We start from the raw sequence: 18,858 nt of genomic DNA, 5'->3' as shown, positions 1-18,858 counted from the left end.
CGGCTTCGGGGCAGTTCCTCACCCTTTGCGTTGAAACGTCAGCGGGGCGATCAGTCGCCCTCGAACAGGCCCGCCAGCTGCTCGATCATCGTGCCGCCCAGCTGTTCGGCATCCATGATCGTGACCGCGCGCCGGTAATAGCGCGTGACGTCATGGCCGATCCCGATCGCCATCAGCTCGACCGGCGATTTCTTCTCGATCCACTCGATCACCTTGCGCAGATGCGCTTCCAGATAGCCCGCGCTGTTCACCGACAGGGTCGAATCGTCGACCGGCGCACCATCCGAAATCACCATCAGGATCCGGCGATCCTCGGGCCGCGCGAGCAGGCGCGAATGCGCCCACATCAGCGCCTCGCCATCGATGTTTTCCTTCAGCAGCCCTTCGCGCATCATCAGGCCCAGGTTGCGGCGCGCCCGCCGCCACGGCTCGTCCGCCTGCTTGTAGACGATGTGGCGCAGATCGTTGAGGCGGCCGGGGTTCTCCGGCTTGCCCTTGGACAGCCATTGCTCGCGGCTTTGCCCGCCCTTCCACGCGCGGGTGGTGAAGCCGAGGATCTCGGTCTTCACGCCGCAGCGTTCCAGCGTGCGCGCCAGCACGTCGGCGCTGATCGCGGCGATAGAAATGGGGCGTCCGCGCATCGAGCCGGAATTGTCGATCAGCAATGTGACGACCGTGTCCTTGAACTCCTGATCGCGCTCCATCTTGTAGCTGAGCGAGGAGCCGGGGCTGACCACCACCCGCGCCAGCCGCGCGGCGTCGAGCAGGCCTTCTTCCTGATCGAAATCCCAGCTGCGGTTCTGCTGCGCCATCAGCCGGCGCTGCAGCCGGTTGGCCAGCTTGGTCACCACGCCTTGCAGCCCTTTCAGCTGCGCGTCGAGATAGGTGCGCAGCCGCGCCAGCTCCTCCTCGTCGCATAGCTCCGCCGCGCTGGTGATCTCGTCGAAATCGCTGGTGAAGGCGCGATAATCGAAATCGTCGGGCAGTTCGGTCCACGGGCGGTTGGGACGCACGGGCATCATGCCCTCTTCGGCATCCTCGCCCGGATCGAATTCGCCGTCGGCGTCGAACTCGCCCTCGTCCTCGCCGTCGTTCTCGCCCTCGCTGTCCTGCGGCTCGGCCGAGGCGTCGAGCGGGTTCGATTTCTCGTCCGAGGGCTGCTCTTCCTCGGGGCTGTCGTCCTGTTCGCCTTCCTCGCCCTCGGGCTCTTCGCCCTCGTCGATGTCCTGGTCGGACTCCATGTCCATCTCGACCATTTCGAGATGGCGCAGCAGGTCCATCGCGCCCTTCTGAAATTCCGTCTGGTCGTTGAGCACTTCGGCCAGCCGGTCGAAATCGTCGCCGATGGCAGAGCGGATCGCCTCGCGCCGCAGGTTCAGCCCGTCCCTCGCAGCCTCGGGCACAGGCTCCCCCGTCAGATGCTCGCGCAGCATCAGCGCCAGCGCGGTGGCGATGGGCACATCCTCGGCCCGTTCGGCGCGGGTGATCGAATCGGCGGCCAGCCTCTTGTCCAGCGCCGCGGACAGATTGGCGCGCGTGCCCTGCATGGCATTGGCGCCGATGGCTTCCCAGCGTACCTGCTCCACCGCGTCGAACGCCTGCCGCGCCAGCGCGTCGGACGGACGCTTGCGGTTATGCAGCGCGCTGTCGTGGTGCCGCTGCTTCAGCGCGAAGCTGTCGGCGACCCCGCGCGCAATGGCGACGGGGCCGGCCTCCAGCTTGCGGCCGGGCATGGGAACGCGCACCGAATTGCCCACCTGCGCGGGCGTATCCGATGTCCAGCTGACCTCGATCTCCGCATCCTCGGCGACGGCGCGGGCCGTGCCGGTCAATGCGTTGCGAAAACGGTCGAGCTTCGATTCCTCTGCCAAGCCGGGCCCTTTCGCGCGCCTTACAGGATCGACTGGCCGGTCTTGGCCCAGTCGGCCATGAAGCCTTCGATGCCCTTGTCGGTCAGCACGTGATTGGCCAGCGACTTGATCACCTTGGGCGGCATGGTGCCGACATCGGCGCCGATCTTGGCGCATTCCAGCACATGGACTGGATGGCGGATCGATGCGGCCAGGATCTGCGTCTCGAACAGGTAATTGTCATAGATCAGGCGAATGTCGGAAATCAGCGACAGCCCGTCGAACCCGTTGTCGTCGTGACGGCCAAGGAACGGCGACACGAAGGTCGCGCCCGCCTTTGCGGCCAGCAGCGCCTGATTGGCCGAGAAGCAGAGCGTGACATTGACCATGGTGCCGTCATTGGTCAGCGCGCGGCAGGTTTTCAGCCCGTCGATGGTCAGCGGCACCTTGATGCAGACATTGTCCGCGATCTTGCGCAGCACCTCGGCCTCTTTCATCATCGTCTCGTGGTCGAGCGCGACGACCTCCGCGCTGACGGGACCGTCCGTCAGGCCGCAGATTTCCTTGGTCACTTCCATGAAGTCACGGCCCGACTTGGCGATCAGGCTGGGATTGGTGGTCACGCCGTCGAGCAGGCCGGTCGCGGCCAGTTCTGCGATTTCGGCGGTATCGGCAGTGTCGGCGAAGAATTTCATCGGGAGAGCTTTCCAATCAATCGTGGGCAGACAGGATCATGCGCGGCGCGTAGCAATTCGGGCCATGAGTCGCATGACCACCGCTTGCCTGCTGTGCCTTGCCGCCATGGGGCTGTTTTTGCAACCTGCCCCTGCGTCCGCAGCCGATAAGGAATGGCAGCTGTGGACGCTGGCGGGCGCGGAAACCGGGATTGCCGAGGGCACGCCGCTGCTGGCCGAAATCGGCTATCGCTTTCGCGACGAAACGTGACGAGCTGGCCCATATCCCGCAACTCACGGTGCTGCGGCGGTTCTAGCGGACCCCGAACGCGCCGATCAGCAGCGGATCATTGGTGGCATAGGGGTCCTGCCGGATCGACGTCTCGGCGCGGCCGATGGCGTCCCAGATCACCTCCTCGGTATTGCGGGTCAGCGAATTGGTCACGCCTTGCAGGTTGACGCCCGCCAGTTCGGACAGCGCAGGGCCCAGCACCGGATCGTTCACCACGCTGAGCGCCTCGCCGATTTCGGGCAGCATCACCTCGATCAGGCGCTGGCCCATGTTCTGCCGCAGGAAACTGGTCGCAGCGGTCGGCCCGCCAGAGATCAGGTCGATCGCGTTCTGGAACCCGATCACGCGGATCGTGTCGGCCACCACCGGCGCGGCGCGATAGGCGCCTTCTGCAGCGACCTGATTGAATTCGCGCATCAGCCGGTCGCGCACGATGCTGGACCCCAGGATCCGCGCCACCGCGCTAGACCGGTTGCCCAGCAGGTCGTTCGCGGTCAGCTGCGCCAGCTGCGTGTCGTAGAAACCGTTGGGCGCCAGCAATTGCTCGAACGCATCCTGCGAGGCGATGGTGAGCAGCCGCCGGATCGCCTCGGTATAGGAAAAGCCGCCGTATGAGGCACAGCCCGGCAGGGCCAGCGCGCCCGCGCCAAGGGCGGCAAAGCCCAGAAAACGGCGGCGGCTGGCGATATTTTCAGGCGGCGTCACGGCTTTATCCATATTCAAATCCTCCTTCGCCCTGTCATCGGGGCGCTGCTGCCGCCATATGGGGCGCAAGATGAACCGCGTCCGTCTCCTCGTGATGAATGCCGCGTTAGGGCCGCTCGACTATCGCGTGCCCGACGGCATGTCTGTGGAACCGGGCAGCGTCGTCGTCGCGCCTTTGGGGCCGCGCCAGGTGACTGGCATCGTGTGGGAAACCGAACGGCTTCCCGGCACCGAGGTTCCGGACGCGCGGCTGCGCCCGCTGCTGGGCGCATTGCCCGTGCCGCCGCTGCGCGCGCCCTTGCGCCGGCTGATCGAGTGGACCGCGGATTACTACATCGCCTCGATGGCGAGCGTGGCGCGCATGGCGCTGTCGTCCAGCGCGGCGCTGCGCGGGGGCGGGACGATCACCGAATACCGGCTGACCGGAACCATGCCGCCGCGCATGACCCCTCAGCGCGACGCGGCGCTGTCGGCGCTGGAGGGCGAGCAGGGCACGATCCGCGAGCTGGCCGATCTGGCGGGCGTGTCCGAAGCTGTGCTGCGCGGGCTGGTCAACGCGGACTGCCTTGAGGCGGTGGAAGTCGCGATCGACCGCCCCTTCCCCATGCCGCGCCCCGATCACGCGCCGCCCGACCTGTCCGATGGCCAGCAGGAAGCCGCCGACCGCTTCACCGATGCGGTAAAGGCGCGCAAGTTCGCGCCCCTGCTGCTCGACGGGGTGACCGGATCGGGCAAGACCGAGACCTATTTCGAAGGCGTGGCCGAGGCGCTGCGGCTGGGGCGGCAGGTGCTGGTGCTACTGCCCGAGATCGCGCTGACGCAGAACTTCCTGAAACGCTTCGAGGCGCGCTTCGGCGCGCAACCCACCGTCTGGCACAGCGCGCAGAAGCAGTCCGACCGCCGCCGCGCATGGCGGCAAGTGTCGGAGGGCGGCGCATCAGTTGTGGTGGGCGCAAGGTCGGCGCTGTTCCTGCCGTTCCGCGACCTTGGCCTGATCGTGGTGGACGAGGCGCATGAGATCAGCTTCAAGCAGGACGACGGGGTGCGCTATAACGCCCGCGACGTCGCGGTGATGCGCGCCCGGTTCGAGCAGATCCCCGCCATCCTCGCCAGCGCGACGCCCGCGCTGGAAAGCCTGCAGATGGCCGAGGCGGGGGTGTACGAGAAGATCGACCTGCCCGCCCGTTTCGGCGGCGCGGTCCTGCCCGACATACGCATCCTCGACCTGCGCGAGGAGAGCCCGCCGCGCGGCCGCTGGCTTGCCCCCTCGCTGGTCAAGGCGATGGAGGAGCGGCTGGAACGGGGCGAACAATCGCTGCTGTTCCTCAACCGCCGGGGCTATGCGCCGCTGACCCTGTGCCGCCAGTGCGGGTACCGGTTCCAGTGCCCCAATTGCTCGGCCTGGCTGGTCGAGCACCGGCTGACCCGCCGCCTTGCCTGCCATCACTGCGGCCACCAGGTTTCCAGCCCCGAGGCCTGCCCCGAATGCGGCGAGAAGGACTGCCTTGCCGCCTGCGGACCCGGCGTCGAACGCATCGCGGATGAGGTGGCGGAGATCTTTCCCGACGCGCGCACCGCCGTCGTCACCAGCGACACTCTGTCCAGCCCCGACAAGATTGGCGAATTCGTCGATGCCGCGCAGGCCGGGGAGATCGACGTGATCGTCGGCACGCAATTGGTGACCAAGGGCTATCACTTCCCCGAGCTCACGCTGGTGGGCGTGGTCGATGCGGACCTCGGCCTCGAAGGCGGGGATCTGCGCGCCGCCGAACGCAGCTATCAGCAGATCGCGCAGGTCGCGGGCCGTGCGGGCCGCGCCGCCAAGGCCGGCGAAGTGCTGATCCAGACTCGCCACCCCGAAGCGCCCGTCATCGCCGCACTGGCCGCCTACGACCGCGACGCGTTCTACGAAGCCGAAAGCGATGCGCGCCGCCACGCGGGCGCACCGCCCTTCGGCCGCTGGGCCGCGATCATCGTGTCGAGCGAGGACGAGGCCGAAGCGGCAGAGGCCGCGCGCAAGATCGGCGGCAGCGCGCCGCGGCTGGACGATATCGCGGTCTATGGCCCCGCGCCCGCGCCGCTGTCGATGCTGCGCGGCCGCTATCGCTATCGCCTGCTGATCAACGCGCGTCGCAGCGCCGCCCTGCAGCAGACGATCCGCGAATGGCTGGGTCCGCTGGATCATCCGCCCGGCGTGCGCGTTGGGGTGGACATAGACCCATACAGCTTCGTCTGACGCAACAAACCGGGAGAGATCATATCATGCTGACCGTCCATCACCTGCGTACATCGCAATCCGAACGCATCGTCTGGCTGTGCGAGGAGCTGGGCATCGACTATGATCTGAAGCTCTATGACCGGCGCAGCGACAACCGCATGGCGCCCGACCAGTACAAGGCGCTGCACCCGATGGGCATCGCCCCCGTCATCACCGAGGGCGACCTGGTGCTGGGCGAAAGCGCGGCGATCTGCGACTATATCAATGCGCGTCACGGCGGCGGCAGGCTGGCGCCCGACAAGGATAGCGCCGATTTCGCCGATCATCTTTTCTGGTTCCATTTCGCCAACGGGTCGATGATGCCGATTTCCTATATCGAGCTTTCGGCACCCATGATGGGGGCGGATAGCGTCCCCGCCTTCATCAGCGACCGCAAGGCGCGCGCCTGGTCGATGATCGAACAGCGGCTGACGGACGCCCCCTTTTTCGGCGGCGAGGCGCTGACCACCGCGGACATCATGATGATCTGGTCGCTGACCACGGGCCGCGCGTTCAGGCAGTTCTCGCTCGACGATTATCCCGCCACCCGCGCCTATCTGCAGCGCATCGGCGAGCGCCCCGCCTATCAGTCCGCCCGCGCCAAGGCCGAGCCGGGTGTGGAGCCGATGCTGAGCTGAGGCAGCGCCGCAAGCCAGAATGCCCGGCCCTGACATGACCAGTCCCGTCCTGATCCCGGTCCTCGGCGACCAGCTGACCCATTCGCTTGCCAGCCTGGAAGGCTGTGACAAGGCGGATGCGGTCGTGCTGATGATGGAGGTCGCCGAGGAGACGACCTATGTCCGGCACCACAAGGCCAAGATCGCGCTGATCCTGTCTGCGATGCGTCACTTCGCCGCCGAGTTGCGGGACCGCGGCTGGACGGTCGATTACATCGCGCTTGAGGACGAGGGGAACAGCGGCAGCTTCACCGGCGAGATCACGCGCGCAGTCGAGCGCCACGATGCACGCGAGGTTCGCATCGTCGAGCCGGGCGAATGGCGCGTGCTCAAGGCTCTGCAGGGGCTGAAGGGTCCGCTGGACGTGCCGCTGGAAATCCTGCCCGACGACCGCTTCCTGTGCTCGATCCCCGAGTTCATCGGCTGGGCGCAGGGTCGGCGCACGCTGCGGATGGAGAATTTCTATCGCGAGATGCGTGCCAAGACCGGCCTGCTGATGGAAGGCGAAGAGCCGGCGGGCGGGCAGTGGAACTATGACCACGACAATCGCGCCTCGCCGGACAAGCACATGGACCCGCCGCCCGCGCCCAAGTTCGAACCCGACGATGTGACGCAAGAGGTGATCGCGATGGTCGCCCGCCGTTTCGACGCGCATTTCGGCAGCCTCGACCATTTCGGCTGGCCGGTGACGGCGGCGCAGGCGGAAAAGGCGCTGGATGCCTTCGTCGCTGACCGCCTGCCCGATTTCGGCACCTATCAGGACGCGATGGTGACGGGGGAGGACGATCTCTATCACTCGCTGCTATCGACATCGATCAACTTGGGGCTGCTCGATCCGGTCGAATGCTGCCGCCGTGCGGAAAAGGCGTGGAAGGACGGCAAGGCCCCGATCAACGCGGTGGAGGGCTTCATCCGCCAGATCATCGGCTGGCGCGAATATATCCGCGGCATGTACTGGCTGGAAATGCCCGAACTGGCCGAGGCCAACGCATTGGACGCCCACCGCCCGCTGCCCGAATTCTACTGGACCGGCGAAACCGACATGCTCTGCATGGCCGAGGCGGTCCGATCGACGCGCGAGAATGCGCATGCGCACCACATCCAGCGTCTGATGGTGTTGGGCAATTTCGCGCTGATTGCGGGGGTGAAACCGCAGGAGGTCGAGGACTGGTTCCTGGTGGTCTATGCCGACGCCTATGAGTGGGTCGAACTGCCCAATGTGGCGGCGATGGCGCTGTGGGCCGACAAGGGGCGGCTGGCGACCAAACCCTATGCGTCGAGCGGAAACTACATCAACAAAATGTCGGATTACTGCCGGAAATGCAGCTATTCGGTGTCGAAGAAGACCGGCGAAGGGGCTTGCCCGTTCAATCCGCTCTACTGGGATTTCATGGTACGCAATCGCAAGCTGCTTGAAAGCAACAACCGGGTGGCGCGGGTCTATTCGACGTGGGACCGGATGGACGAGGACCGGCGCCGCGAATATCTGGACAGCGCGAAGGACGTGCTGGACGCGCTGGTGCCCGCCAGCAAGGGCTGGGCGCGGGGCTAGCGCCGCTTCTCGCGCTCCAGCAGCGCGCTCTTGATCTCTGGCCCATAGGCATAGCCGCCGACGCTGCCATCCGACCGCACCACGCGGTGGCAGGGGATCAGCACCGCGACATTGTTCGCGCCATTGGCGCTGCCTGCCGCGCGCACGGCTTTCGGATGGCCTGCCGCTGCCGCAAGCTGGGCATAGCTGCGCGTTTCGCCCGCCGGAATGCGGCGCAGTTCGGCCCAGATCCGCTCCTGAAAGGCGGTGCCCTTCACGTCGAGCGAGATGTCCGGATCGCTGCCGGGGGCCTCGACCTCGGCGATGACGCGGCGGAGCAGACCGGTGAATTCTTCGCCGCCCTCGACCAGTTCCGCGCGCGAAAAACGCTGCGCCAATGAATCGACACCCTCGCCGAACGACAGGCGGCAGATGCCCTTGTCCGTCGCCGCGACCAGCATGTCGCCCAGAGTCGTCGGGACCACGGCCCAGCGGATCGTCACCCCCTCCCCACCGCGCTGCCATGCCGAGGGGGTCATGCCCAGCCGGTCCTTCGCCTCGTCATAAAAGCGCGAGGGGGTTTCATAGCCTGCCTCCAGTATCGCATCGGTCACGTTCGCTTCCTGTCCCAGCGCATCGCGCGCACGCTCCAGCCGCAGTGCGCGGCCATATTCGGCGGGGCTGAGGCCCACCGCGCGGCGAAAAATGCGCGCGAGGTGGTCGGGTGAGTAACCCGTCCGCTCCGCCAGAACGGACAGCGTCACAGGTCCGCCCTGCCCCCGGATTGCATCCAGCGCGGCGCGCACCGCCTCGCGGTCCTGCATCGCATCGTCGGGCAGGCAACGCTTGCAGGCGCGCAGCCCCGCCGCCTGCGCCGAGGGAATATCGGGATACAGCGCCATGTTCTCCGGCCTCGGCCTGCGCGCGGGGCAGCTGGGGCGGCAATAAATGCCGGTCGTGCGCACCCCCACGACGAAGCGCCCGTCATAGCGGCGGTCGCGGCGCGCGAAGGCGGCAAGCGCTTCTGCTTCGGGCAGCGGGAGGGGCGGGACCAGCGTCATGGGATACGTTCTAGCCTCCCGCCGCGCAGCCCGCATCCCGAAAGCCGCGATCAAACCGGATTTGCTTGCGAAAAACCCTGTGGGACGCCCCGACATACCCCCTGCCATGGCGATCCGAAAGTCGCTAAGGCCCGCAGCCATGGACGCTGGGATGAGTTTCGGAAACCTGGGACGCCGCATCGCGCGGCTGGCGCGCGGCATGGCCGCGGCGCTGCTGCTGGCGCTTGTCGCGACCGGCTCGCTGCTGGGCGGCGCGCCTGCCGTGCGCGCGGATACCGCCGACATCAATGCCACGGCCCGCTCGGTCGTGCGCGTGGTCATCGTGATGCGCGATGCGTCGGGCTATGACGTCATCGGCCACGGCACCGGCTTTGCCGTCACGCCCAAGCTGATCGTCACCAACGCCCATGTCCTCGCCCCGCTGATGGACGATGACCGGCTGCGCCTCGGCATCGTGCCCGCGCAGGGCCGCACCGGCTATTTCGCGCGCATCGTGCGCATCGCGGGCGATGTCGATCTCGCCCTGGTCGAACTGACCGAGGATGCCTCGCTGCCCGTCTCGACGCTCTATTCCGGGCGGGTCGAGGATGGGCAGGATGTCTATGCCGTCGGCTATCCCGCCAATGTCGACCAGGCGCTGGGGCTGGGCCTCAACGGGCTGACCTCGCCGCAGGCACCGGTGAAGACGCGCGGGCAGGTGTCGGCGGGCCGCACCTCGGCCGATTACGACACGATCCTGCACACCGCGGCGATCGGCGTCGGCAATTCGGGCGGGCCGCTGCTCGATCCCTGCGGTCGCGTCGTCGGCGTCAACGCCTTCGGCACGATCAGCGACAATGGCAGCGATTCGGAATTCTATTTCGCCGTCTCGATGCGCGAGCTTGCGCCCTTCCTGCGCGCGGCGGGCGTCACGCCCAGCACCAGCGCCACCAAGTGCCGTTCGCTCGCCGATCTCGACGCCGAGGAGACGGCGCGAAACCTGCGCGAGGATGCCGAACGCCGCGCGCGGCTGGCCGCCGCCGCGAACGAACGCAGCCTTGCCGCCGAAAAGGCCGCACGCATCGCCGAACTGGAAGCGCTAGACGAGCGCGAGACGCTGATGGGCCTTGCCGGGCTGATGGTGGTGTTCGCGATGATGAGCGGGCTTGGCGCGGTCTATCTGCTCGACAACCGCCGCCGCGAACAGGCGCTGGCCGCGGGTGCCTTTGCCGGGTTCTCGCTGCTGGCGGCGCTGGCGGCATGGCTGGCGCGCCCGTCGGTCAGCGACGTGATCGCGCGCGGCGACGATGCGCAGCGCGCCGTGCTGACCAAGCGCAGCGACGCGCGCGTGCCCTCGCCCGATGTCGATCGCGGCCGCTTCCTGTGCCGTTTCCTGCCCGATCGCAGCCGCGTGACCGTGTCGAACAGCAATGACCTCGAACTGCAATGGAACCAGGACGGCTGCGTCAACGGGCGCACCCAGTACGGCCTGTCGTCCGATGGCTGGTCGCGGATCCTGGTGCCCGAGGGCGAGCAGACGATTTCGGTCTCGCGCTATGACCCTGCCAGGCGGATGCTGCGCACCGACCGCTATTTCCTCGACCTGAATACGATGAACGCCGCGAGGGAGGCCCGCGCGTCTTATCAGGCGCCCGCGTGCGGTGCAGGCGAGGATGCGGCGCGCGATCTTGGCGACCAGCAGGAGGCGATTCGCCAATTGCTGCCCGAAACCCCGAACGAGCGGCTGGTCTATCGCTGCGAACCCGCGGCCACGATCCCCGCCGAAGAGGAAACCGCCGGGGCCGAGAATAAGGCGAGCGGCGAAAACGGCTGAATCGCGCCGATTTGGCCGCCGATCCCCGGCTGGCGATCACGGCAGGCGGCATTACCCCGCAAAACACACCGCGCGCCGGTTGTCATAAGCCGGTTTCATTGCTAGGCGCGCCGCCGTGACGGACGCCCCTCGCGTGCCGGGCATTTGCGCTACTTAAAGATGGGGTAGCAATGATCCGGCAGGTGCGTTTCGGGGGTTTGGCCGTTTTCACGGCATGCATGAGGACAGGACAAGCGTGGAGAATACGGGCGGCATCACGGCCAGTCTTGCGGGGCGCTACGCCTCGGCACTGTTCGAACTGGCAGTGGACGAGAATCAGGTCACCGCGGTCGAGAACGACCTTGAGAAGCTGCGTTCGGCGATTGCCGAATCGGCCGACCTTGCCGCGCTGCTGAAAGACCCCGAGATCGGCCGCAAGCAGGCCGCCTCTGCCATGGCGGGCGTTGCCGATTATCTGCACCTCGCGCCGCTGACCAAGAATTTCCTGGGCGTGCTGGCGAAGAACCGCCGCCTGTCCAGCCTGCCCGACATGATCCGCGCGTTCGCCACCATCGCCGCCGCCCAGCGCGGCGAGGTGACCGCGAATGTCACCACCGCGCACCCGCTGAACGATACGCAGCTGAGCGCGCTGACCCAGAAACTGACCGCGCGCGAAGGCCGCGATGTAAAGATCCGTACCGAGGTCGATCCGTCGATCCTTGGCGGGCTGATCGTCAAGATCGGCAGCCGCCAGATCGACAGCTCGATCCGCACCCGTCTCAACACTCTCGCCCAGGCCATGAAGGGCTGACCTCACCTGTTCGCTTGAACTGGGGTCCTTAGTAAAAGGCACTTAGAACATGGAAATCCGCGCCGCAGAAATCTCGAAGGTCATCAAGGACCAGATTGCCAGCTTCGGCACCGAAGCACAGGTGAGCGAGGTCGGTTCCGTCCTCTCGGTGGGTGACGGCATCGCCCGCATCCACGGCCTCGACAAGGTGCAGGCCGGCGAGATGGTCGAATTCGCCGACGGCACGCAGGGCATGGCCCTGAACCTCGAAGCCGACAATGTCGGCGTCGTGATCTTCGGCTCGGACGCCGCCATCAAGGAAGGCACGCAGGTCAAGCGGACCGGCACCATCGTCGACGTGCCCGTTGGCAAGGGCCTGCTGGGCCGCGTCGTCGACGCGCTGGGCAATCCGATCGACGGCAAGGGCCCGATCGTCGCCGACAAGCGTTCGCGCGTCGAGGTCAAGGCGCCCGGCATCATCCCGCGCAAGTCGGTGCACGAACCCGTGCAGACCGGCCTCAAGGCCGTCGACGCCCTCGTCCCCGTCGGCCGCGGCCAGCGCGAGCTGATCATCGGCGACCGCCAGACCGGCAAGACCGCCGTCGCCATCGACACCTTCATCAACCAGAAGGAAGTCAACGCCGGAGACGACGAGAGCAAGAAGCTCTACTGCATCTATGTCGCCGTCGGTCAGAAGCGTTCGACCGTCGCGCAGATCGTGCGCGCGCTGGAAGAAAACGGCGCGATGGAATATTCCATCGTCGTCGCCGCCACCGCGTCGGAGCCTGCCCCGCTGCAGTTCCTCGCGCCCTATACCGGCTGCGCGATGGGCGAGTTTTTCCGCGACAACGGCATGCACGCCGTGATCGTGTATGACGATCTTTCCAAGCAGGCCGTCGCCTATCGCCAGATGTCGCTGCTGCTGCGCCGTCCTCCGGGCCGCGAGGCATACCCCGGCGACGTGTTCTACCTGCACAGCCGCCTGCTTGAGCGCGCGGCCAAGATGAACGAGGAAAACGGCGCCGGTTCGCTGACCGCGCTTCCCATCATCGAGACGCAGGCGGGCGACGTGTCGGCCTATATTCCGACCAACGTGATCTCGATCACCGACGGCCAGATCTTCCTTGAAACCGGCCTGTTCTTCCAGGGCATCCGCCCGGCCATCAACGTCGGCCTGTCGGTCAGCCGCGTCGGCGGCGCCGCGCAGACAAAGGCGATGAAGAAGGTCGCGGGCTCGATCAAGCTTGAGCTGGCGCAGTACCGCGAAATGGCGGCCTTTGCGCAGTTCGGTTCGGACCTCGACGCCTCGACGCAAAAGCTGCTGAACCGCGGCGCACGCCTGACCGAGCTGCTGAAGCAGCCGCAGTTCGCGCCGATGCCGTTCGAGGAGCAGGTCGTGTCGATCTTCGCGGGCACCAATGGCTATATCGACAGCGTCGCCGTCGACCGCGTGACCGAGTACGAGGCAGAGATGCTGTCGTTCATGCGTTCGCAGCATGCCGGGGTGCTGGAAGAGATCCGCACCACGCAGAAGTTCGAGGGCGAGACGAAGGACAAGACCGTCGCCGCGCTCGACGCTTTCGCCAAGCAGTTCGCCTGAGCCCCAAGAGAACACTAGCTAGGGAGCCGAAATGGCCTCGCTGAAGGAACTCAAGGGTCGGATCAACTCGGTCAAGTCGACCCAGAAGATCACCAAGGCCAAGCAGATGGTGGCCGCCGCAAAGCTGCGCAAGGCGCAGGCCGCGGCGGAAGCCGCGCGTCCCTATGCCGAAAGGCTGACGGGCGTGATGGCAAGCCTTGCCGGCAAGGTCGGCAAGAACGACCAGGCCCCGCGCCTGCTCGCGGGCACCGGATCGGATCAGAAGCACCTGCTGGTCGTCGCCAACTCGGACAAGGGTCTGGCGGGCGCGTTCAACTCGAACATCGTCAAGGCCGCGCTGGTCAAGGCGCGCGCCCTGATCGCGGACGGCAAGGACGTCGAATTCTACCTGATCGGCCGCAAGGGCCGTCCGGTGATCCGGCGCACCTTCCCCGACCGGATCGGCGTGCAGTTCGACACCACGCAGGTGCGCGAACCCGGCTTCAACGAGGCCGAGCAGATCGCGGACGAGCTGGTCGGCATGTACCAGGATGGCCGTTTCGACGTGGCGCATCTATTCTATTCGCGCTTCCAGTCGGCGCTGGCGCAGATCCCGACCGAGCAGCAGATCATTCCGGTCGCCGCGCCCGAAACCGCCGCGCCCGACAGCGACGCGGTGGTGGAGTACGAGCCCGGCGAGGAGGAAATCCTCGAGGCGCTGCTGCCCCGCTATCTGAAGACACAGATCTTCAAGGCGCTGCTTGAGAACAATGCGTCGGAACAGGGCGCGTCGATGACCGCGATGGACAACGCCACGCGCAACGCCGGCGACCTGATCCAGAAGCTGACCATCCAGTACAATCGCAGCCGCCAGGCCGCGATCACCACCGAACTCATCGAGATTATTGCTGGCGCGGAAGCGCTGTAAGTTAAAGGCAAGGAAACACCCATGGCCACCGCACCCTCGCTCGACTTTTCGGGCACTTCCAATGTCCCCGCACAGGGCAAGATCAGCCAGGTCATCGGCGCCGTCGTCGACGTCGTGTTCGAAGGCGAACTGCCCGCGATCCTCACCGCGCTCGAGACCGAGAACAATGGCAACCGCCTCGTCCTCGAAGTCGCTCAGCACCTTGGCGAGAACACCGTGCGCACCATCGCCATGGACGGCACCGACGGCCTGACCCGCGGCCAGCCGGTTTCGAACACCGGCAAGCAGATCTCGGTCCCGGTCGGCCCCAAGACGCTGGGCCGCATCATGAACGTCGTCGGCGAAGCCATCGACGAGATGGGCCCCGTCGGTTCGGACATGTATGCACCGATCCACGCCAAGGCCCCGGAATTCATCGACCAGTCGACCGAAGCGGCCATTCTGGTCACCGGCATCAAGGTCATCGACCTGCTCGCGCCCTATGCAAAGGGCGGCAAGATCGGCCTGTTCGGCGGCGCCGGCGTGGGCAAGACCGTGCTCATCCAGGAACTGATCAACAATATCGCGAAGGGCCATGGCGGCGTGTCCGTGTTCGCGGGCGTGGGTGAGCGTACCCGCGAGGGCAACGACCTCTATCACGAATTCCTCGACGCGGGCGTCATCGCCAAGGACGCCGATGGCAATGCGACCTCGGAAGGGTCGAAGGTTGCGCTCGTGTTCGGCCAGATGAACGAGCCCCCGGGCGCGCGTGCCCGCGTGGCGCTGTCGGGCCTGACCATGGCCGAATATTTCCGCGACCAGGAAGGGCAGGACGTGCTGTTCTTCGTCGACAACATCTTCCGCTTTACCCAGGCGGGTTCGGAAGTGTCGGCGCTGCTCGGCCGTATTCCCTCGGCCGTGGGCTATCAGCCGACCCTGTCGACCGACATGGGCGCGCTGCAGGAACGCATCACCTCGACCACCAAGGGTTCGATCACCTCGGTGCAGGCCATCTACGTGCCCGCCGACGACTTGACCGACCCTGCGCCGGCCACCTCGTTCGCTCACCTTGACGCGACGACCACGCTGAACCGCGCGATTTCGGAACTGGGCATCTATCCCGCGGTCGACCCGCTGGATTCGACCAGCCGCGTTCTGGAGCCCCGCGTCGTCGGCACCGAGCATTACGAAACCGCCCGCGCCGTTCAGGAGACGCTGCAGAAGTACAAGTCGCTGCAGGACATCATCGCCATTCTGGGCATGGACGAGCTGTCGGAAGAGGACAAGCTGACCGTCCAGCGCGCGCGCAAGATCCAGAAGTTCCTGTCGCAGCCGTTCCACGTCGCCGAGGTCTTCACCGGCATCCCGGGCAAGTTCGTCCAGCTGGAAGACACGGTGAAGTCGTTCAAGGCCGTGGTCGAAGGCGAATACGACCATTTGCCCGAAGCGGCCTTCTACATGGTCGGCGGCATCGACGAGGCGGTCGAGAAGGCCAAGAAGCTGGCCGAAGACGCCTAAGCACGATCGAGACGGGCGGAGGCCTCCGCTTCCGCCCCTCCTTCACGATTTTGACTGAAAGCTGAAACGATGGCGCTGCATTTCGAACTCGTAACCCCGGCCAAGCTGGTCCGCTCGGAAGACGTCCACATGGTGGAAGTCCCCGGCAGCGAGGGTGCGTTCGGTGTCCTTGAAGGCCACGCCCCCTTCATGTCGACCATCGCCGACGGCCAGATGCGCATCTACAAGACGGCGGGCGCATCGCCCGAGATCATCACCGTTTCGGGCGGTTTCGCCGAAGTGGGCGACAACGGGCTGACCGTGCTGGCCGAACACGTCGAGGACTGAACGCGGCGCGACTCTGGCGCCCGGCGCCGACCCGCCACGCTCCACAAGGCCCGCCGCCGCGCGGGCCTTTTCATTTGGTTCGCACCCTGTGGCTTTCGGGTCCGGTCTCCCGCGAAAGCCTTGTGGCCCCAGCAGCTTGGCCGAGGCCCCCGCAGGCGCGCCGCCCCCGCCCGCACGCCAGTCTTGACCGATGTAAGCCCCCGTTTTGTGGATAAGTCGCCGCCTCATCCCCACAAGTCCGCCCCGCTCCCTAAAGGCTGCGGCATAGTCAATTCGGCTGCCAAGGGGGCAAGAGCATGTCGAGATACAGTTTCCACCGATCGGGCAAGGACGCCTGGAGCAGTCCGCGTCCCTTCTCCGACGCGAACCTGCGCCGTCAGCGTTATGGCCGCATCCAGCCGATGGAAAAGCCGGGTCTGCTCGAACGTCTGCTGCGCCTCGCCTGAGGCGATCAGCGCCGCTTTTTCGTCGGCGCATGGAAATCGGGCGGCTTGCCCGCGATCCAGCGCAGGAATGCGGCGATGTCGGGATCGCGCCTGATCGCATCGACATCCCCGCCCAGCCGCCCAAGCTCCGCATTGGTAAAGCGCGCATGCAGCGTGCGGTGGCAGATTGGATGCACCCCTACCGTGACGCGCCCGCCCCGGCTCTTGGGCACCGGATGATGCTTCTCCACCCGCCGCCCCAGCGGCCGTGCGCAAAGCCAGCAAGCGGCGGTGTCCTCCACATCCGGTGCCATTCAGCGACCGCCGGCTTGCTGATGACAAGCCGCGCAGCCGGCTTGCCATGCCGGAACCCTTGACGCACGGTTTTGCCCGTGACGCAGCACGAGGACATCATGAGCGGCAAGACAGCACTTATTACCGGGGTCACCGGGCAGGATGGAGCCTATCTCGCACGGCTGCTGCTGCAAAAGAATTACATCGTTCATGGCGTGAAACGGCGTTCGTCTTCTTTCAACACCGGCAGGATCGAAGACATCTATGAGGACCCCCATACCCAGAACCAGACTTTCCAGCTGCACTATGGCGACTTGACCGACGCCACCAATCTGATCCGTATCGTCCAGGAAGTGCAACCCGACGAGATCTACAATCTGGCTGCGCAAAGTCACGTGCAGGTCAGCTTCGAGACCCCCGAATACACCGCCAACGCCGACGCCATGGGCACGTTGCGGCTGCTGGAGGCCATTCGCATATTGGGGCTGGAGAAGCGCACGCGATTCTACCAGGCATCGACCAGCGAACTTTATGGCCTTGCCCAGCAGGTGCCGCAGAGCGAGAGCACGCCCTTCTATCCGCGCTCGCCCTATGCGGTGGCCAAGCTCTACGCCTACTGGATCACGGTCAATTACCGCGAGGCCTATGGCATTCATGCCTCCAACGGGATCCTGTTCAACCACGAAAGCCCCCTACGCGGCGAAACCTTCGTCACACGCAAGATCACCCGCGCGGCGGCGGCCATCGCCCTGAACCGGCAGAGCAGGCTGTATATCGGCAATCTCGATGCGCGGCGCGACTGGGGTCATGCCCGCGAATATGCGCGCGGCATGTGGCAAATGGTCCAGCAGGACGAACCCGGCGATTATGTTCTGGCGACGGGGGAAACGACGTCGGTACGCGATTTCGTGCTCTGGGCATTCGAGGATGCGGGCATTCCGATCGAATTTCGCGGCGCGGGCGTCGATGAGAAGGGCTATTGCCGGAAAACCGGTCGTTGCCTGCTGGAAATCGACACGCGTTATTTCCGTCCGACCGAAGTCGATCTGCTGCTGGGCGATCCGTCAAAGGCGCAGCGCGAACTGGGATGGCGGCACGAGACGCCGGTGCGCGAGCTGGTGCGCGAAATGGTCGCGGCCGACATGCAGGTCATGCGCGAGGCGCCGATCTCGAAGGACAATACATGATTTTCCCGCTCAGCGGTCGGCGGATCTATGTCGCAGGCGATCGCGGCATGGTCGGACAGGCCTTGATACGCCGCCTGGCCAGAGAGGATTGCCAGATCCTGACCGCCCCGCGCTCGATCGACCTGCGCGAACAGGCGTCGGTTCGCGGCTGGTTTGCGGATAATGCGCCCGAAGCCGTTATCATAGCGGCAGCGCGTGTCGGCGGGATCAAGGCGAATGACAGCCGCCCGGCCGAATTCCTGTATGACAATCTCATGATCGAGGCCAATCTGATAGAGGCCGCCCGCCAGCAGCAGTGCGCCAAGCTGCTGTTCCTCGGCTCCTCGTGCATCTACCCCCGGATGGCACCGCAACCCATCGCCGAGGAAAGCCTGATGACCGGGCCGCTCGAGCCCACCAATCAATGGTATGCCGCTGCCAAGATCGCGGGAATCATGCTGTGCCAGGCCTATCGCCGGCAATATGGCTGCGACTTCATATCGGCCATGCCGACCAATCTGTACGGGCCGGGCGACAATTACGACCTCGACGGCAGCCACGTGATCCCCGCGCTGATCCGCAAGACCGCCGCTGCCCAGGCGGCGGGAGACGAAACCGTGGTCGTCTGGGGGACCGGCAAGCCGCTTCGCGAATTCATGCATGTCGACGATCTGGCCGATGCATGCGTATTCCTTCTCAGGAACTATTCGGACGAAAGCCATGTGAACGTGGGAAGCGGCCAGGAAATATCGATCGCCGATCTTGCCGCGCTGATCGCCGGGATCGCCGGTTTCGGCGGCAGGATGGAATTCGACACGACCAAGCCGGACGGCACGCCGCGCAAGATCATGGACGGCACCAGGCTGCAAGCGATGGGGTGGATGCCTTCCATTTCACTGCGTGACGGGCTGATCGATGCGCTGCGGGATTACCGTGCGCGCTTCGAATGAGGCGCGCGCGCGGTCCATGCGCCGCGCTCATGGTTAACGTTTTTTCAAGCCGAATTGCCCATA

General features: G+C 65.8%; 18 protein-coding genes. 13 read left to right on the top strand and 5 right to left on the bottom strand.

Features of this window, described 5'->3' with window-relative positions:
- Positions 1–50 precede the first annotated feature (50 nt).
- Both cobT and fsa read right to left on the bottom strand, forming a co-directional pair.
- A complete protein-coding gene (gene cobT, locus AC4FIJ_RS10430) occupies positions 51–1,871 on the bottom strand; it encodes a cobaltochelatase subunit CobT (protein ID WP_490336660.1) in 1,821 nt (606 codons plus the stop codon).
- Between the two features lie 20 nt (positions 1,872–1,891).
- A complete protein-coding gene (fsa, locus tag AC4FIJ_RS10425; protein ID WP_490336659.1) occupies positions 1,892–2,545 on the bottom strand; it encodes a fructose-6-phosphate aldolase in 654 nt (217 codons plus the stop codon).
- Positions 2,546–2,609: 64 nt separating this feature from the next.
- On the opposite strand from fsa, the gene AC4FIJ_RS10420 reads away from it, so the two are divergent.
- Positions 2,610–2,795, top strand: a complete 186-nt coding sequence (locus AC4FIJ_RS10420) for a hypothetical protein (RefSeq protein ID WP_490336658.1) — start codon at positions 2,610–2,612, stop codon at positions 2,793–2,795.
- A gap of 42 nt (positions 2,796–2,837) precedes the next feature.
- Here the strand turns inward: AC4FIJ_RS10420 and AC4FIJ_RS10415 are convergent, their stop codons facing one another.
- Positions 2,838–3,533, bottom strand: coding sequence for a DUF4197 domain-containing protein (locus tag AC4FIJ_RS10415; protein WP_490336657.1), 696 nt, complete (start codon positions 3,531–3,533; stop codon positions 2,838–2,840).
- 58 nt (positions 3,534–3,591) lie between these two features.
- Here AC4FIJ_RS10415 and AC4FIJ_RS10410 point away from each other — a divergent pair, with 58 nt between their 5' ends.
- Genes AC4FIJ_RS10410 through AC4FIJ_RS10400 form a run of 3 tightly spaced genes read left to right on the top strand, consistent with a single transcriptional unit; the run spans position 3,592 to position 8,007 of the window.
- Positions 3,592–5,757, top strand: coding sequence for a primosomal protein N' (locus AC4FIJ_RS10410; RefSeq protein ID WP_490336656.1), 2,166 nt, complete (start codon positions 3,592–3,594; stop codon positions 5,755–5,757).
- A gap of 26 nt (positions 5,758–5,783) precedes the next feature.
- Positions 5,784–6,416 carry a glutathione S-transferase family protein gene (locus tag AC4FIJ_RS10405; protein WP_490336655.1) on the top strand — a complete coding sequence of 211 codons (633 nt, stop codon included), beginning with the start codon at positions 5,784–5,786 and terminating at the stop codon, positions 6,414–6,416.
- Between the two features lie 34 nt (positions 6,417–6,450).
- Positions 6,451–8,007, top strand: coding sequence for a cryptochrome/photolyase family protein (locus tag AC4FIJ_RS10400; protein WP_490336654.1), 1,557 nt, complete (start codon positions 6,451–6,453; stop codon positions 8,005–8,007).
- Here AC4FIJ_RS10400 and AC4FIJ_RS10395 read toward each other — a convergent pair.
- Positions 8,004–9,047, bottom strand: coding sequence for a bifunctional transcriptional activator/DNA repair enzyme AdaA (locus tag AC4FIJ_RS10395; protein WP_490336653.1), 1,044 nt, complete (start codon positions 9,045–9,047; stop codon positions 8,004–8,006). The two genes, AC4FIJ_RS10400 and AC4FIJ_RS10395, sit on opposite strands and share 4 nt — an antisense overlap.
- Before the next feature lie 151 nt (positions 9,048–9,198).
- Here AC4FIJ_RS10395 and AC4FIJ_RS10390 point away from each other — a divergent pair, with 151 nt between their 5' ends.
- From AC4FIJ_RS10390 to AC4FIJ_RS10360, 7 genes are all read left to right on the top strand, one after another.
- On the top strand, positions 9,199–10,860 hold the full coding sequence (locus AC4FIJ_RS10390; RefSeq protein WP_490336652.1) for a S1C family serine protease: 1,662 nt from the start codon (positions 9,199–9,201) through the stop codon (positions 10,858–10,860).
- A 235-nt stretch (positions 10,861–11,095) separates the two neighbouring features.
- A complete protein-coding gene (locus tag AC4FIJ_RS10385; protein WP_490336651.1) occupies positions 11,096–11,650 on the top strand; it encodes a F0F1 ATP synthase subunit delta in 555 nt (184 codons plus the stop codon).
- A gap of 49 nt (positions 11,651–11,699) precedes the next feature.
- Positions 11,700–13,229 (top strand): F0F1 ATP synthase subunit alpha, encoded by a 1,530-nt coding sequence (gene atpA, locus AC4FIJ_RS10380; RefSeq protein WP_490336650.1) that lies wholly within the window; start codon positions 11,700–11,702, stop codon positions 13,227–13,229.
- 31 nt (positions 13,230–13,260) lie between these two features.
- Positions 13,261–14,136 carry a F0F1 ATP synthase subunit gamma gene (locus AC4FIJ_RS10375; protein WP_490336649.1) on the top strand — a complete coding sequence of 292 codons (876 nt, stop codon included), beginning with the start codon at positions 13,261–13,263 and terminating at the stop codon, positions 14,134–14,136.
- A 21-nt stretch (positions 14,137–14,157) separates the two neighbouring features.
- Positions 14,158–15,633, top strand: a complete 1,476-nt coding sequence (gene atpD, locus AC4FIJ_RS10370; RefSeq protein ID WP_490336648.1) for a F0F1 ATP synthase subunit beta — start codon at positions 14,158–14,160, stop codon at positions 15,631–15,633.
- A gap of 69 nt (positions 15,634–15,702) precedes the next feature.
- A complete protein-coding gene (locus AC4FIJ_RS10365; RefSeq protein ID WP_490336647.1) occupies positions 15,703–15,960 on the top strand; it encodes an ATP synthase F1 subunit epsilon in 258 nt (85 codons plus the stop codon).
- A gap of 296 nt (positions 15,961–16,256) precedes the next feature.
- Positions 16,257–16,406 carry a hypothetical protein gene (locus AC4FIJ_RS10360; protein WP_490336646.1) on the top strand — a complete coding sequence of 50 codons (150 nt, stop codon included), beginning with the start codon at positions 16,257–16,259 and terminating at the stop codon, positions 16,404–16,406.
- Positions 16,407–16,411: 5 nt separating this feature from the next.
- Here the strand turns inward: AC4FIJ_RS10360 and AC4FIJ_RS10355 are convergent, their stop codons facing one another.
- Positions 16,412–16,699 (bottom strand): HNH endonuclease, encoded by a 288-nt coding sequence (locus tag AC4FIJ_RS10355; RefSeq protein WP_490336645.1) that lies wholly within the window; start codon positions 16,697–16,699, stop codon positions 16,412–16,414.
- A 99-nt stretch (positions 16,700–16,798) separates the two neighbouring features.
- On the opposite strand from AC4FIJ_RS10355, the gene gmd reads away from it, so the two are divergent.
- Together gmd and AC4FIJ_RS10345 are read left to right on the top strand one after the other, a co-directional pair.
- Complete coding sequence (gene gmd / locus AC4FIJ_RS10350) at positions 16,799–17,866, top strand: GDP-mannose 4,6-dehydratase (protein ID WP_490336644.1); 1,068 nt, start codon at positions 16,799–16,801, stop codon at positions 17,864–17,866.
- Positions 17,863–18,795: a GDP-L-fucose synthase family protein gene (locus AC4FIJ_RS10345; RefSeq protein ID WP_490336643.1), complete on the top strand. Its 933-nt coding sequence runs from the start codon at positions 17,863–17,865 to the stop codon at positions 18,793–18,795. Before gmd ends, AC4FIJ_RS10345 begins: the two co-directional genes overlap by 4 nt.
- Positions 18,796–18,858: the final 63 nt, after the last annotated feature.

This window comes from Croceicoccus sp., from assembly GCF_983967925.1.
This window is presented reverse-complemented; position numbering and strand designations above follow the sequence as displayed.

Bases quoted from the DNA above. Each gene is read 5' to 3' on its own strand.
- AC4FIJ_RS10375 (WP_490336649.1), top strand. From the start codon at position 13,261: ATGGCCTCGCTGAAGGAACTCAAGGGTCGGATCAACTCGGTCAAGTCG.
- AC4FIJ_RS10420 (WP_490336658.1), top strand. From the start codon at position 2,610: ATGAGTCGCATGACCACCGCTTGCCTGCTGTGCCTTGCCGCCATGGGG.
- AC4FIJ_RS10360 (WP_490336646.1), top strand. From the start codon at position 16,257: ATGTCGAGATACAGTTTCCACCGATCGGGCAAGGACGCCTGGAGCAGT.
- AC4FIJ_RS10410 (WP_490336656.1), top strand. From the start codon at position 3,592: ATGAACCGCGTCCGTCTCCTCGTGATGAATGCCGCGTTAGGGCCGCTC.
- AC4FIJ_RS10365 (WP_490336647.1), top strand. From the start codon at position 15,703: ATGGCGCTGCATTTCGAACTCGTAACCCCGGCCAAGCTGGTCCGCTCG.
- atpA (WP_490336650.1), top strand. From the start codon at position 11,700: ATGGAAATCCGCGCCGCAGAAATCTCGAAGGTCATCAAGGACCAGATT.
- fsa (WP_490336659.1), bottom strand. From the start codon at position 2,545: ATGAAATTCTTCGCCGACACTGCCGATACCGCCGAAATCGCAGAACTG.
- AC4FIJ_RS10395 (WP_490336653.1), bottom strand. From the start codon at position 9,047: ATGACGCTGGTCCCGCCCCTCCCGCTGCCCGAAGCAGAAGCGCTTGCC.
- atpD (WP_490336648.1), top strand. From the start codon at position 14,158: ATGGCCACCGCACCCTCGCTCGACTTTTCGGGCACTTCCAATGTCCCC.
- gmd (WP_490336644.1), top strand. From the start codon at position 16,799: ATGAGCGGCAAGACAGCACTTATTACCGGGGTCACCGGGCAGGATGGA.
- AC4FIJ_RS10400 (WP_490336654.1), top strand. From the start codon at position 6,451: ATGACCAGTCCCGTCCTGATCCCGGTCCTCGGCGACCAGCTGACCCAT.
- AC4FIJ_RS10355 (WP_490336645.1), bottom strand. From the start codon at position 16,699: ATGGCACCGGATGTGGAGGACACCGCCGCTTGCTGGCTTTGCGCACGG.
- AC4FIJ_RS10405 (WP_490336655.1), top strand. From the start codon at position 5,784: ATGCTGACCGTCCATCACCTGCGTACATCGCAATCCGAACGCATCGTC.
- AC4FIJ_RS10390 (WP_490336652.1), top strand. From the start codon at position 9,199: ATGAGTTTCGGAAACCTGGGACGCCGCATCGCGCGGCTGGCGCGCGGC.
- AC4FIJ_RS10345 (WP_490336643.1), top strand. From the start codon at position 17,863: ATGATTTTCCCGCTCAGCGGTCGGCGGATCTATGTCGCAGGCGATCGC.
- AC4FIJ_RS10415 (WP_490336657.1), bottom strand. From the start codon at position 3,533: ATGGATAAAGCCGTGACGCCGCCTGAAAATATCGCCAGCCGCCGCCGT.